11 protein-coding genes and 1 pseudogene are annotated in these 12860 nt (G+C 72.9%); 5 read left to right on the top strand and 7 right to left on the bottom strand.

Features of this window, described 5'->3' with window-relative positions:
* The first annotated feature begins 21 nt into the window (after nucleotides 1-21).
* Nucleotides 22-2043 (top strand): sensor histidine kinase, encoded by a 2022-nt coding sequence (locus ACFSKW_RS06195; RefSeq protein WP_379570068.1) that lies wholly within the window; start codon nucleotides 22-24, stop codon nucleotides 2041-2043.
* Here ACFSKW_RS06195 and ACFSKW_RS06190 read toward each other — a convergent pair.
* Nucleotides 2029-2880: an alpha/beta fold hydrolase gene (locus tag ACFSKW_RS06190; protein ID WP_379570066.1), complete on the bottom strand. Its 852-nt coding sequence runs from the start codon at nucleotides 2878-2880 to the stop codon at nucleotides 2029-2031. The two genes, ACFSKW_RS06195 and ACFSKW_RS06190, sit on opposite strands and share 15 nt — an antisense overlap.
* Before the next feature lie 218 nt (nucleotides 2881-3098).
* Between ACFSKW_RS06190 and ACFSKW_RS06185 the strand changes: the two are divergent.
* Nucleotides 3099-3305 (top strand): annotated as a pseudogene (locus ACFSKW_RS06185) (cytochrome P450); the annotation flags it as partial.
* Nucleotides 3306-3412: 107 nt separating this feature from the next.
* Here the strand turns inward: ACFSKW_RS06185 and ACFSKW_RS06180 are convergent.
* Nucleotides 3413-4201 carry an SDR family NAD(P)-dependent oxidoreductase gene (locus ACFSKW_RS06180; protein WP_379570065.1) on the bottom strand — a complete coding sequence of 263 codons (789 nt, stop codon included), beginning with the start codon at nucleotides 4199-4201 and terminating at the stop codon, nucleotides 3413-3415.
* 98 nt (nucleotides 4202-4299) lie between these two features.
* Between ACFSKW_RS06180 and ACFSKW_RS06175 the strand changes: the two genes are divergently transcribed.
* The 3 genes from ACFSKW_RS06175 to ACFSKW_RS06165 all read left to right on the top strand — a co-directional run bounded on the left by ACFSKW_RS06175 (nucleotide 4300) and on the right by ACFSKW_RS06165 (nucleotide 6714).
* Entirely contained in the window at nucleotides 4300-4773 is a 474-nt protein-coding gene (locus ACFSKW_RS06175) for a MarR family winged helix-turn-helix transcriptional regulator (RefSeq protein WP_379570064.1), read from the top strand.
* Nucleotides 4774-5042: 269 nt separating this feature from the next.
* Complete coding sequence (locus tag ACFSKW_RS06170; protein WP_379570062.1) at nucleotides 5043-6422, top strand: outer membrane protein assembly factor BamB family protein; 1380 nt, start codon at nucleotides 5043-5045, stop codon at nucleotides 6420-6422.
* A 163-nt stretch (nucleotides 6423-6585) separates the two neighbouring features.
* Nucleotides 6586-6714: a hypothetical protein gene (locus tag ACFSKW_RS06165; RefSeq protein ID WP_379570060.1), complete on the top strand. Its 129-nt coding sequence runs from the start codon at nucleotides 6586-6588 to the stop codon at nucleotides 6712-6714.
* Between the two features lie 12 nt (nucleotides 6715-6726).
* On the opposite strand, the gene ACFSKW_RS06160 is transcribed toward ACFSKW_RS06165, so the two are convergent.
* The 5 genes from ACFSKW_RS06160 to ACFSKW_RS06140 all read right to left on the bottom strand — a co-directional run bounded on the left by ACFSKW_RS06160 (nucleotide 6727) and on the right by ACFSKW_RS06140 (nucleotide 12842).
* Entirely contained in the window at nucleotides 6727-7476 is a 750-nt protein-coding gene (locus ACFSKW_RS06160; RefSeq protein ID WP_379570058.1) for an anti-sigma factor, read from the bottom strand.
* Nucleotides 7473-8066, bottom strand: a complete 594-nt coding sequence (gene sigK / locus ACFSKW_RS06155; protein WP_379570056.1) for an ECF RNA polymerase sigma factor SigK — start codon at nucleotides 8064-8066, stop codon at nucleotides 7473-7475. The genes ACFSKW_RS06160 and sigK overlap by 4 nt, the downstream gene beginning before the upstream one ends.
* Nucleotides 8067-8428: 362 nt before the next feature.
* Nucleotides 8429-10084 (bottom strand): High-affinity nickel-transporter, encoded by a 1656-nt coding sequence (locus ACFSKW_RS06150; protein ID WP_379570054.1) that lies wholly within the window; start codon nucleotides 10082-10084, stop codon nucleotides 8429-8431.
* Entirely contained in the window at nucleotides 10081-11373 is a 1293-nt protein-coding gene (locus ACFSKW_RS06145) for a tetratricopeptide repeat protein (protein ID WP_379570052.1), read from the bottom strand. The genes ACFSKW_RS06150 and ACFSKW_RS06145 overlap by 4 nt, the downstream gene beginning before the upstream one ends.
* Before the next feature lie 77 nt (nucleotides 11374-11450).
* On the bottom strand, nucleotides 11451-12842 hold the full coding sequence (locus tag ACFSKW_RS06140) for a DUF4331 domain-containing protein (RefSeq protein ID WP_379570050.1): 1392 nt from the start codon (nucleotides 12840-12842) through the stop codon (nucleotides 11451-11453).
* Nucleotides 12843-12860: the final 18 nt, after the last annotated feature.

Below are 12860 nucleotides of genomic sequence, written 5' to 3'. Positions count from 1 at the left end.
GTCGCGTGGAGTGTCGCGGTCATGTCCCTGTTCGCCGTGGTGGCGGCGTTCCTGATCCAGGCGCGGCTGCCCGCGGCATGGCGGCCCAACGTCCCCGCCACGCCCGACCACACGGCCGGGCTCGCGTTCCCTCTCGTCGGCGCCTTCGTGGTGTCGCGGCGGCCGCGGCTCGTCGTCGGCTGGCTCATGTGCGCAGGTGGCTTCGCCGCCGCGATCAGCGTCGCCACCGCGATGCTGATGTTCCACGCGGCGGGCGCGGGATCGCTGGACGCGGCGGGCGTGCTGCGCATCGTCTCGACCACCGCGTGGGCGCTGGGCGGCGGGACACTCGCGATGCTGGTGCCGCTGCTCTCGCCGGACGGCAGGCTGCCCTCGCCCCGGTGGAGGGTGCATCTCGTGGTGAGCACGGTCGTGTTCGCCACGCTCGCCTTCCTCCTCGCCGTCCGGCCCAAGCCCCCTCCCGCCGCGCTGCCGCGTCCCACGGTCATCCCCAACCCGTTGAAGATCGAGGCGCTCGCGCCGGTCCACGCCCAGCTCTACGAGGCGGCCTACCTCGCCATGGAGGTGTGCGTCGTCGTGGCACTGCTCGCGCTCGTCACCCGCTTTCGCAGGGGCGACCCCGCGACCCGGCGCCAGATCGCCTGGCCGCTCGTCGCGTTCGCGATCTACATAGTCTTCCTGCTGCTCGGCGACGACTACTGGGCGCCGGCCGTCGTCTGGACCGGGCTGATCCCCGTCGCCGTCATGGCGTCGGTGCTGCGATACCGGCTGTTCGGCATCGACACCGTCATCAGCCGCGCCTTCGTGGCCGCGGGTCTCATCGCGGCGGTCAGCGGCGTCTACTTCGGCGTGGGCGCCGTGTCGAGCCTGCTGGTCGCCGAGTACCACCAGGTCGCGGGGCTCGCCGCGGCGCTGTTCTCAGGAGCGTTCTTCCAGCCGATGCGCCGCGCCCTGCAACGGGCGGTGGACCGGCTGATGTACGGTCCCGTCGGCGACCCCCGGCTCCTGGCCGAACGGCTCACGCACGAGGTCAGGCGGGCCGATCCTGCCGAGGCGCTGGGCGTGGTGGTCGAGGTCGTGCGCGACGGGCTGGCGGTGGACGGCGCGGCCGTACGGGTGACCGGCGGCCTGTCCGTCCAGAGCGGCGACACCGGCCCCGCACCGCGCGAGATCTCCCTGGTCTGGCACGGCGAGCCGGTCGGCCACCTGCTCATCGGCCGCCCGGGGGCGCGCAGGTTCGCCGCCGCGCACGACGAGCGGGTCATCGCGACGCTGCTGCCGTACGTCGCCGACGTGGCGCACGCCACGCGCGTGGCCGCCGATCTGCAGCGCTCGAGGGAGCGCATCCTAGCCGCCCGCGAGGAGGAACGCCGGCGGCTGCGCCGCGACCTGCACGACGGGCTCGGACAGACGCTGGGCGCGATGGCCATGACGATCAACATCGCCCGCATCAGCATCAAGCGCGCCCCCGGCACCGCGGACGACCTGCTCAAGGACCTGCATTCCGGGATGGAGGCGGTCACGGGCGACATCCGCGAGCTGGTGTACGGCCTGAGGCCGCCCGCGCTCGACGACCTCGGCCTGGCGGAGGCGGTGCGGCAGCTCGCGGAGGCGACGCTGGCCACGATCGGCGAGGCGGGGACGGCCGTCGAGGTGACGGTGGACGGCGAGCTCGGCGACCTGCCGGCGGCCGTCGAGGTGGCCGCGTACCGGATCACGCAGGAGGCGGTCACGAACGTGCGGCGGCACGCGGGGGCTTCCACGGTGAGGATCGCCCTGGTCCGCGAGGCGGCGCAGTTCGTGGTCGGCGTCGAGGACGACGGCGTGGGCCTGCGTCCTGACGGCAGGGCGGGCGTCGGCACGTCGTCGATGCGCGAGCGCGCGGCGGAGCTCGGCGGCTCCTGCGTCATCACCTCCCGTCGAGGCGGCGGCACCCTGGTGGAGGCCCGCCTCCCGACGACGGCCCTCCTCGCCGAACCCGGGCGCGACCAGGTCGCGCCCGGGTCCTCCGGCCAGGGGCGCGTGGTGTCAGCCCGCGACTGACGAGAGCTCGGCGGCCAGCCACGGCCTGATGACGGGAAGGACCTGGCCCGCCTGCATGGCCTGCATGTGGTCGAGCCCGTCGAGGACGCGCACCTGCCAGCCGAGCCGCTGGAGCTCGGCCCGCCCGGCGAGGACGGGCCCGGCGATGTCCACGCGCGCGTCCCCCCATTCGGGCCCGTACACGATCGTGTCGGCCGACCCGGCGAAGCACAGCCTGGGGCAGGTGATCCGGTCCTGGGCGGCCCGGTCGTCGAAGTCCCGCAGCGCCAGGTAGAGCGTCATGAACTGGCGGGTCTGGTCGTGCGACATCGACACCGTGACGCTCGACCAGTCGCCCGGCTCCCCCTTGGTGGACGCCGGTTCCGGCTTGTCGACGGCCATCCGGTGGGCGGCGGTGGTCACCTTGAGCATGTCGCCGTAGGGCCCGTCGACGGGCGGGTAGCCGCCGAGGACGAGCGCCGTGAGGCGATCGGTGCGGATCGCGAGCTGGATGCCGAGCACGGCCAGCCACGAGTACCCGTAGTAGGCGAAGCGGTCGGCGCCCGCCGCGTCGGCGATGGCGAGCACATCCGCCGCGATGTTGTCGGGGGTGAGCGTGTCGGGTTTCGGCACGCTCAGGACGTGCCCTTCGTAGTCGAAGGCCACGACGCGGAACGCGTCGCTCAGCCCGGTGATGAGGGAGTGGCCGAGAGAGGGGTCGGCGCCCCACTTGCGCATCTCCTCGGCCTGGGGGCCTTCCTCCGCCGGCGCGGGGTTGACCGGCAGGAGGAGGGTCGGTCCTGCGCCGTGGATCTCCATCTCGATCGTGGATCCGTCGTGAAGGGTCGCGGATGGCATGTGCTCGTCCTCTCCATGATCTCTATACGGCGTAAGCCGTTCCCGAGGAAGAGAATACATTACGCTGTAAGGAATTGTGTCCCCGAGGTCGCGACCCGGCGGGCGCCGACGTGTCGAGCATCTGGAGCCCGTTCACCGCGCCCGCAGGGCGGGGACCGCCGCGACCAGCCTGCTGCGGACGGGGGTGAGCCGCATCGCCGGCTCGGAGTCCTTCGACCCGGAGAACAGGCCCGGGACACCTCGCGTTCGGCCACGGCATCCACCAGTGCCTGGGCCGGCAGCTGGCCAGGATCGAGATGCGTCTCGCCTACCCCGCCCTGCTGCGCCGCTTCCCCGGCCTGCGTCTCGCGGCGGACGGCGAGGAGATCCCGCTGCGCACGGACATGGCCGTCTACGGCGCGCACGCGCTGCCGGTCGCCTGGTGAAGGGGGAGCCCGTCATGAGGGTGAGCGTCGACCCGTGCCCGGCGGCCGCTCCGAGAGTCTTCGCGGCGGGGGACGTCGCCCGCCGGGCCGGTGGTGGGCGCGTCGGGTCAGCCGCCGATGTGGGGCGCGCGGGCCGCTGAGGATCCTTCGCGGACCAGCTCGCCGGTGAGGTTGCCGTTGGCCCCCGACCCCAGGAAGACGATCAGCCTGGCCACGTCGTCGGGGTCGGACAGCCTGCGGCTCGGGGTGGCGGCGGCGAGCGTGTCGAGGACGGCCTGCGGGATGCCGGGGCGGCTCTCGGTCAGGGTCAGGCCCGGCGCCACGACGTTGACCAGGATCCCGTCCCTGCCGGCGTTCCACGCGAGGCCGCGGGCGAGCCCGTACAGTCCCGCCTTGGCGGTGCCGTAGGGGCCTGGTCCCGGCAGGCCTTCCTCGGCGACGCCCGAGGAGATCAGCACGATGCGGCCCCACTCCTTCGCGCGCATGCCGGGCAGGACCGCGCGCACCGAGGCCGCGGTCCCGACCAGGTTGGCCCGGGTCATCGACTCCCATGCCGCCACCGGGACGTCCTCGAACCTGGTGGACGGGTCAGGCGGCCCGTCACCGCCCCATTGGACGGCATTGGCCACCAGGACGTCGATGCCGCCCCAGTGTTCGATGACGTCCGCGACGGCCCGATCGATGCTCGGGGGATCGTCCAGGTCGAGGGGGACGACGTGGGCCTGCCCGCCCGCCGCCTCGACGTCCGCCGCGACCTTCTCGGCCCTGTCCCTCCCGGATCGGTAGGTGATCGCCACTCGGGCGCCCTCTCGCCCGTAGGCGCGGGCGGTGGCGGCGCCGATCCCGCTCGACGCGCCGGTGACCATGACCACGCGGCCGTTGAGATCAGTGTCCATCGAAAATTACTCCTCGCTTCAGATGATCTGAGATTGAAATCAATATAGAACAAGATGGTTTCAAGTCAAGAAGATTTGTTCTTGCTACTATGAGGGCCATGACCGCCGGCTCGTTGCACGATGACCTCCACTGGCTTTTCGCCCGGCTCAAGCAGGGGCTGGCCACGGCGGAGGCCGCGGCCGTGGTCGAGCACGGGATGAGCCTGTGGGGCTACACGGTGCTGATGGCGGTCGTCGAGGCTCCCGCCCCCACCCAGCTCGCCCTCGCTCAGGCCATATCGGTCGACAAGAGCAAGCTGGTCGTCATCCTGGACGAGCTCGAAGGCGCCGGCCTGGTCCAGCGCCGCCCCGACCCGGCCGACCGCCGGGCGCGCATCATCGAGGTCACCCCCACGGGAAACGACGCGCTCCAGGCCGCTCGGGCCGCCATCCAGGCGATCGAGGACCGGCTGCTGGCCGGGCTCGACGACACCGCGCGCACCGTGCTGAGGGACGCGCTGCGCCATCTCGCCGGCGACCCCATCGCGACAGTCGAGGACGGCCGGCCACCCTCCACCGCCTGCCCTCCGTAGACGCGGCGGCGGCCGAGCGCACATGGCAGCCGGCCGGCCGAGCCGTATTGGGTGGTGGGCACGGGACGCCGCGCCTCCGCTGGTCGGCTCGCGGAAGAGGTCCCGCTTGAGCCCATTGTCTCGGTCCCGTTACTAAGGTGACTGCTGTGCATCAGGGGGATCGGCGACCGCCGTACCGACAGCCTCCATACCCGCGACCTCCGTATCCGCGACCTCCGCAGGGGCCCCGCCGAGGCAGGGGCGGGCTCGTTCCCGCCCTGGCCGGCGTCGTGCTCCTGGCGGTCGTGGTGGCGGGAGCCGTCGTCGTCCTCGCACGCCCGTGGGACGGCGGCGCCGGCTCCCCGGCCGACGGCGGCTCCCGCGACGAGCCGGCGGCGCAGGCCTCCCCGAGCGTGCGAGCCGAACTGACCGGCAAGCAGGCGTGGGCGGTGGCCGCCACCGCCAGGGATCGTGGGGGACACGCGGGATCGTTCGGTTCGTGGCTCGCCGCCGGACTCCTCGTCCGCGCGGACGCCGCCGGCGTGGTCGCCCGCGCCGCCGTAACAGGCAAGCCGCGCTGGAAGCTGCCGCCTCCCGACGGCGGGAAGTTCTGCGGCGTCGGCCAGGAGTCCCAGAACGGCACGGCGGTCCTGGCCTACGGCTCCATTAGGGCATCGGAGGTGGTTCAGGGCATGACGCACGTGGACTGCACGGCGATCACGCTCGTCGACCTCGCCACCGGCACGCGGTTGTGGAGCGCCGACCTCAGGGACACCGGCAACTACCGCTCACTGCGCAGAGGCGGCCTGTCCCCGCCCGACCGGACCTCACTCGCGATCGTGGGACGGGCCGTCGTCGTCGCATACGGCTCCAGCGCCGTCGGATACGACCTGGCGGACGGCGCCAAACGCTGGGAGACCAAGGACACGCGCGGCAAGGGCGACGGTGGCTCCTGCGCCTTCACCGACGTGCTGGCCGCGCCCGACGGCGCCGTCATGCTCGCCTCGTGTGACAGGGCCTACCCCGTGGCGGTGCTCGGCGTGAACGCCTCGACCGGCGCCAGGCGCTGGCGGACCGACCTGACCGCCGAGCAGGTGGGCCGCGACTCGGGCGTGGCCACCTGGCTGGTCGCGGCCGAACCCGTCGTGCTGGCCGCCGTCATGGGCGAGCCGCGCTACCTGGTCCTCGGCAAGGACGGGAAGCGGGTCACGACGATCCCGCAGACCGGCGAGTACGGCACGCTCGACATGTCCGCCGTGGGTCTCACCGGCACCGATCGCGGCCGGTTCAGGACGCTCGTCACCGGCCGCACCATGGTGACGATCACGAAGGAGCGCAGGGTCAACGACTACCGCTCCAGCAACGCCGTCGTGGCGATCGACCTCCCGAAGGCCGAGTTGCTCTGGAGCAGGAGCCTGGGCGAGGAGGCGACCGCGATCCCCGTCGCGATCGACCGCGAGACCGTCGTGGTCATGCGGGACGGAACCTACGAGGAGCCGCCCCAGCCGTACCGGCTGAAGCTCTCCGACGGATCGGGTGGCGCCATGGGGCCCGCTTACTCGCGCGACCTCATCGGGCTGGCCCACACCTCGCTGTTCAGGCTCGGCGGGCAGCGGCTGTTCCTGGTGTCCGAGATCCACACCAAGGTGTCCGCGGTCGCCCTCGACTGAGCGGGCCGGGAAGACCCCGCGAGGCAGGCGGGGCCCCGGGTAGGTCCGCGCAGTGAGCAGCCCCACTTCACGGCGCTGATCGGCGGGGTCGACGAGATCCGGCTGTTCGGTCCGAGCTGGTACCAGCGCCATCCGCTGGAGGGCGCTGGCGCCCACGGCCACCGTGCTGGAGATCGGGTGCGGCACGGGGCTGGCGCCCCGCGCGGGCACGATCGCGATCTTCGACGGTGACCACACGTCGCTGACCTCGGCCTACCTCGCCCATCGGCCTGCCACCGATGCGGAGCGGTGACAGGCATCCAGGTCAGGCGGCCGGGATGTCCATCACCAGCAGCGGAGTCGTGGTCGGGGCGGCCGAGCCGCCCGCCGGCTCGACGGTCAGCCCGACCGACGTCGCCCCCGACACCGGTACGGCCAGCGTCGGCGCCGTGTAGCCGCTGTCATCCGGTCGCAGCAACCCGGCCGGATGCGCCTGCCCAGGCGAGAGCTGCCAGAGCTGGTAGGTCTTGTCACCGGGAAGCGGCTCGAGACCCGAGGCGATGAACACCATCCGCCCCGTCGAGCGGGAGAGCACCACGGTGCCTTCGACGCCCTGCCCTTCCTTGACGCTCGCCCGCCGCGCGTCGGGCGCGGCCAGAACCGCCTCCACCTGCCTGTTGGCCGCGCGCAGATCGTCCAGCTCGGTCCTGGCCTGGTAGGCGAGCGCGCCCAGCGCGACCGCCGCGGCCACTCCCACAGCGGCGACCGCCTTGGCGACCCGTCCGTCCACCCTCCGCCGGGCGAACCTGTGGCGGGATCCCGGCCGCGCCACGACCGGAGGAAGCTGCCGCACCTGGCCGATCTCGGCCATCACCCGGCTCCTCAGCTCGGGCGGTGGCGTCTGGGCCATCGCCTGGCCGAGGCGGGCGGTCGTCTCGGCGAGCCCTCTGACCTCCTGCGCGCAGTCGCCGCACCCGTCGAGGTGCGCCTCGAAGCGCCTGCGCTCCAACTCGTCGTCGATGGCGTCCAGCGCGTAGGCGCCCGCCAGCATGTGCACGTCCTGCCCGCCGTTCATCGCTCCACTCCCAGGCAATCGCGCAACCGGATGAGGCCGTCGCGCATGCGGGCCTTCACGGTGCCGAGCGGAACCTTGAGCAGCTCGGCGACCTCACGGTAGGAGTAACCGCCGAAGTAGGCGAACGTCACCGACTCCCGTTGCAGCTCCGTCAATCCCGTCAGGCACCTGCGCAGCCGTTCACGCTCCAGGCTGTTCTCCACCGACTCGGCGACCTCGTCGAAGGGCCTGCGCACGTCCATGCGCGCGACCCTGTCCTCGCGCTCGGTGACCGCGCTGGCCGAGCGAACCCTGTCGATGGCGCGGCGATGGGCGATCGTCATGATCCAGGCCATGGCCGAACCGCGACCGGGCTCGTAGCGGGCGGCGTTGCGCCACACCTCCACGAGGACCTCCTGCGCGACCTCCTCGCTCTGCGCCCGATCGCGCAGAACGCGGACCACCATGCCGAAGACTCGTGCCGCCACCAGCTCGTAGACCTGCTCGAACGAGGAACGGTCGCCGCGGGCCACCCGGCCCAGCAGTTCCTCCAACCCGGGACTTCGGCCGTCGCCCGACCGGTCCCGTTCCGACTCCGGCTCCGACCGCATGTGCCCTCCCGTCACCATCCGCATACTGGTCATTCGCAGCCGCTCGGCTCGTGGACGGGTGCGATGCGATGACTCGTGGCCCGCGTGCATCACGCTCCAGCGCGCACGGGCCGGCTGTCAATGCCCCCGTGCCCACCCACGCGCTCTCCGGCCCCTGCACCCCGGGGCCCACGACCCCACCGGCCCTCTCACCGCGGACCGGGGCCGTGGTCCGGGGCGGTCTCAAGGGGAGGGCGGGCTCCGGGGCGGCCCGAACAGCGGGCTTCGGGGCCGGTCCGAACGGAGGGCTTCGGGGCCGGTCTGGACGGTGAGCCCAGGGCGGCTCAGAGCGGCGGGCTTCGGGGCCGCTCCGAAAGGTGGGTTCAGAGGAGGTCGCCGAGACTTCTCAGGGTGAGGCCCAGACCGAGCAGCACCACGAGGAGCGCGGTGGCCCCGGGGGCGAGGGCCGACAGCCGGGCCGGCAGGGCCCGCCCCGCGTGCGCGAGCCGGTCGAGGCGGGCGGCCAGCTTGACCAGCAGGAGGCCGGTGGCGGTCAGCGTGGCAGCCATGCCGAGGCCGTAGGCGAGGACGAGGGCGACGCCGAACCACGTGCGGCCCAGCGCGATCGCGCCCAGCAGCACGACCAGCGCGGACGGGCTGGGGACCAGACCTCCCGCGACGCCGAGACCGATGAGGCCGCGACGGCCGGGGGCCCGTGAGCCGGGGGTGAAGGCGGAGTCCTGTTGCGGCCGCTCCTTCAGAAGGGTCGCCGTCGCGGACGCCTCCAGGCGCCCGTGCCCCTGCTCGTGCCCGTCCCCGCGGCCGTCCCCATGGCCATGCCCATCCTCGGGCCCGTGCCCGTGCCCGTGCCCAGGCCCGTGCCCGTGCCCATGTCCGTGTCCGTGTCCGTGTCCGTGTCCGTGTCCGTGTCCGTGCCCGTGGAAGGCGGTGGCGGCGGTGCCCGTAGCAGCCGACCTCCATGCCGAACGGGCCAGCCCCGCTCCGATGGCGGTGATCAGCAGGCCGCCCGCCGTACCCAGCCAGGCCAGCACCGTCTCACCCGCGAGACTCGAGAACACGGTCAGCAGCAGCCCCACCACCAGCACACCGGCCGTGTGGGTCGCGGTCACCGTCGCGCCGACGAGCAGCGCGTCCCTCGGCCGGCCCCTGCGCCCTGCCAGGTAGGCGGCCATGACGGTCTTGCCGTGCCCGGGGATCAGCGCGTGCCCCGCTCCGAGGACGGCGGCCAGCAGCACCGCGAGCACCCCCAGCGGCAGTGTGAGCGACTCGGCGCCCACCAGCCCGGTGAAGGTGCGGTCGAGCGTCGCGAGCGCGTCGCCGATCGGGCCTCCGGCGGGAAGAGGCAGGACGGGCGTGGCGGTACCCGAGCCCGCTCCCGCGCCCCTGACGACGGACAGGTCGGCGGTGCGCTGGTCGAGCGGGCTGGACAGCAGGTCGTCGGGGTAGCGGCGCAGCTCCTGGCTGACGCTGGCGGCGGGCACCGTCGAACGGGCCAGCCGGACGCCTTCGGCCACCGCGGTGATCTCCCGCCAGCCGATGCGGTCGGTGAGGAAGCCGTTGCTGAACCCGACGGTCCCCGGCTCGCCGTCCGCTCTCAGCCGGCAGGTCAGGCGGCTGGTCCACAGCCCACCCTGGCCGGGCGTGTAGCCGAATCCCGCCTCGGTGACCCGCCACGGCCTGGCCGCGCCGTTCACGGTGAGCCGCTGAGCCGAGGCGAGTGCGGCGCACTGCGCCGCGGCGTGCGTGTCGCGCTCCGCGTCCGAGACCGCGCCGTTCCCGTCGGTGTCGACCGACGGCTTGGCCTGCAGCGTCGGCAGTTCGGCGCTGTCCACGATCGCGAGGTTCTCGATCCGGTCGGGCAGCACCTTCAGGCCGTCGTAGTGGTTGACGGTGAAGTTGCCGAGCGGGTGGGCGAGCCTGCCGCCCTCGGCGGCCACAGGCTGCGCGGTCGTCACCATCAGCGCGGACGCCAGCGCCAGAGCGGCGCACAGGCCGGCCGCGCGGCCGTACCGTTTCATGAGAACCTCGCGAGGGCGGGAAGGGCGGGCACGAACGTGGGGTTGGCCGCCTCTGCGCGGGCGGTGGTGCGGGCGGCCGTGGCGGTGTCGCCGAGCGCGCGCTCGATGGCGGCGCGGTGCCGGAGCACGAGCGCGTTACGCCAGCCGGTCGAGGTGGCCTTGACGGCGTACGGCAGGGCCTCGCGGTCGCGTCCCGCCCGGTGGAGCGCCCACGCCAGGGCGTCGGCGGCCGACAGGTTGGGGTGACGGGCGTACTCGGCGCGGGCATAGGCCACCGCCTTGGCAGGTGAGCCGTGGTCGGCCTCGAACTCGGCCCACGTCAGGTCGTCCTTCACGGCAGCGGCGTCCATGAGCGCGCGCTGGGCCTCCAGCAGCCTCCACTGCGGGGAGGGGTCGCGGCCCGCCGCGGCGAGGACCTCGCCGTACTCGATGATGTACTGCGGCAGCGGCAGGCGGGCGACCAGCGCCGCGTAGTCGTCCAGCGCCTGCGGGGGCCGCCCCGACAGCGCGGCCGCTCTGGCCCGCCCGGCGAGCGCGGGGGTGAAGGCGGGCGCGACGTCCAGCGCCAGCTGGTACTGCTCGGCGGCGGCGGGCAGATCGCCCGCGTGCAACGACAGCTCGCCGAGCGAGAAGCGTGCGTAGGCGACGTCCTCGGGGGCGTAGGCGTCGAGGAGCGCGTAGTCCAGGAGCTTGCGGGCCTGGGTGAGGTCGCCGCGCAGCTCGGCGGCGTAGGAGGCGCGCGTGTAGGAGGAGATCCCAGGGCGCAGCGCCATCATCTGGTCGGCGGCCTTCGCGGCGTCGTCGTAGCGGCCGAGTTGCGTGGAGGCGTCGGAGAGCACCCCGTAGGCGGTCGCGCCGTACGGGTTGGCGTCGATCGCCTGGCGGGCCAGCCGTACGGCCCGCGCGAAGTCGTGCCGTCCCGCGGCCAGGGCCGCGCTTCCCGTCAGGGTGGCCGGATCGCCGGGAGCCAGCGCGCCCGCGCGGTCGAGGGCCTGCTGGGCCCGCGCGTAAAGGGACGGGTCGGAGGTGATCCTGGCCTCCTGGACGTAGGCGGCGCCGAGCTGCGCCCACGCGTGGTGATCGAGCGGCAGCCGCCGCAGTCTGGCGTTCAGCGCGTCGACGGCCGCGCGGGCGGACGTGGCGGACAGGGCCGTCTCGACCTGCGCGGCGGGGGCGGGCGCCGAGGCGGCCGGCGGAGCGGACGAGGGGAGCAGGGTCGCGGCGATGGTCAGTGCGACGGCCAGTATCAGGCCGCCTGCGGCGAGCACCACCCCGCGTCGCGATGGCATCACGATGACCTCCGGTGGAAGGGGTGCGGGTGTCGCAGACGAGACGCGGGGCCGGGGTGCCCGGCCCCGCGGCGGGCTCAGCGCGCCGAGCCGGTGTTGACCGAGGCGTTGCCGGGGAGCGCGACGTAGGGGAAGGACATGCCGAACGCCTTGTCGTTGGCGTCCACCTTGTCTCCCGCGGCCAGGGCGTCGACGAGCTTGCCGGTCTGGGCGGCGCCGGCCATGGCCTGGAGGGCGATGTCCACGACGTCGTCGGTGAGTCGGCGGCCGTTCGGGAAGCCCTGCAGGTCACCCGCCAGCACACCGAGCCTGTTGGGGGAGGCGGTCGGCGGGACGGACATGTTCAGCCGCAGCATCTCGGAGGGACGCAGCTTGCCGGCGTCCTTGTTGAGGATCTGCGAGTTGAGGTCGGCCTTGATCGGACCGTTGTCCTTGGCGACACCGGTGAGGAAGATCTCGACCAGGTCGTTGCGCGGGGTCTTGGGAGCCTTCAGGCCGTAGATCTTCTCCAGCAGCCGCGGGACCTCAGGGCTGGTGACCCGCTTGACGACGGCCGGCAGGCCCGCGTCCTTGTCGGGGCTCACGGAGTTGAAGGCGTCCTTCAGCCCGGCCGGCAGGACGACCTCGTTGACCAGCGGCTGTCCCAGGCGGGAGACCTGCTTGAAGCCCTGCGGGCTCCACTTGTCCACGGTCGACCACACGCCGATGACGGGATTGCGCTTGGCGTCTCCCTTGAGCGCCACCGCGTCCTTCGGCACCTGCAGGGCCAGCGTCTGCACGCCGTACCCCTTGAGGGTGTCCTGGCCGACCTCTGACAGGTTGCCGCCGTACAGCAGGTCGAAGACACGCAGGTCGAGGAAGAAGGAGTCGTCGGACTGGCCCGCGAACGACCTGCCGCCCCCACGCACGGAGGTGATCGACTGGGCGCGCAGCGTGGCGTAGGAGGGCATGGACGCGGCCCCGGTGTTGCTGGGGGCGACGATGCCGTTCCTGACCAGCGTGGTGACCCCGTGGGGGGTGATCCGCTGGAGCGTGTAGCGCTGCCTGAACAGCAGGTTCGGGTCGTCGATGGAGGTGACGGGGCCGTTGTTGTAGAGGAACGTGGTGTTGCCGCGCCGGTCCTCGTCGCGGAACGTCCACTGGTAGGTGATGTCGGGGAGCGCGTCACCGTTGCTGTCGATCTTGACGTTGTAGCGGGACTGAGTGTCGAAGGTGTAGAAGTTGGGGCCCCCGTTAGGCTCCTCGAAGGGGAGGAAGTTCGCGAGCAGGGTCACCGTGTCCTGCTTGTCGGGGCTGACGAACGCGTAGACGTCGGTGTTGTCGTTGCGCGGGTCACCGGCGATCAGCGGAGCCTCGCGGTGCGAGGACGCGGTGCTGGTCGTGGGGTGCAGCAGGGCGAGGGACGAGGCGGTCAGCGCCGCCGCGGCGGCCAGCCCGATCAGGGCACGCCGGTTGGTCCGGAGCTTCATGCGAGTGATCCTTTGGAT

Source organism: Nonomuraea mangrovi, assembly GCF_042681425.1.
Classification (GTDB): domain Bacteria; phylum Actinomycetota; class Actinomycetes; order Streptosporangiales; family Streptosporangiaceae; genus Nonomuraea; species Nonomuraea mangrovi.
Note: the sequence above shows the minus strand (reverse complement) of the source record. Positions and strands in the feature narration are given on the sequence as shown.

Excerpts from the sequence above, each read along its gene's own strand:
- ACFSKW_RS06190 (WP_379570066.1), bottom strand. The coding sequence starts at position 2,880 with ATGCCATCCGCGACCCTTCACGACGGATCCACGATCGAGATGGAGATC.
- sigK (WP_379570056.1), bottom strand. The coding sequence starts at position 8,066 with ATGCGGTCGGAGCCGGAGTCGGAACGGGACCGGTCGGGCGACGGCCGA.
- ACFSKW_RS06180 (WP_379570065.1), bottom strand. The coding sequence starts at position 4,201 with ATGGACACTGATCTCAACGGCCGCGTGGTCATGGTCACCGGCGCGTCG.
- ACFSKW_RS06145 (WP_379570052.1), bottom strand. The coding sequence starts at position 11,373 with ATGCCATCGCGACGCGGGGTGGTGCTCGCCGCAGGCGGCCTGATACTG.
- ACFSKW_RS06175 (WP_379570064.1), top strand. The coding sequence starts at position 4,300 with ATGACCGCCGGCTCGTTGCACGATGACCTCCACTGGCTTTTCGCCCGG.
- ACFSKW_RS06195 (WP_379570068.1), top strand. The coding sequence starts at position 22 with ATGTCCCTGTTCGCCGTGGTGGCGGCGTTCCTGATCCAGGCGCGGCTG.
- ACFSKW_RS06150 (WP_379570054.1), bottom strand. The coding sequence starts at position 10,084 with ATGAAACGGTACGGCCGCGCGGCCGGCCTGTGCGCCGCTCTGGCGCTG.
- ACFSKW_RS06160 (WP_379570058.1), bottom strand. The coding sequence starts at position 7,476 with ATGAACGGCGGGCAGGACGTGCACATGCTGGCGGGCGCCTACGCGCTG.
- ACFSKW_RS06140 (WP_379570050.1), bottom strand. The coding sequence starts at position 12,842 with ATGAAGCTCCGGACCAACCGGCGTGCCCTGATCGGGCTGGCCGCCGCG.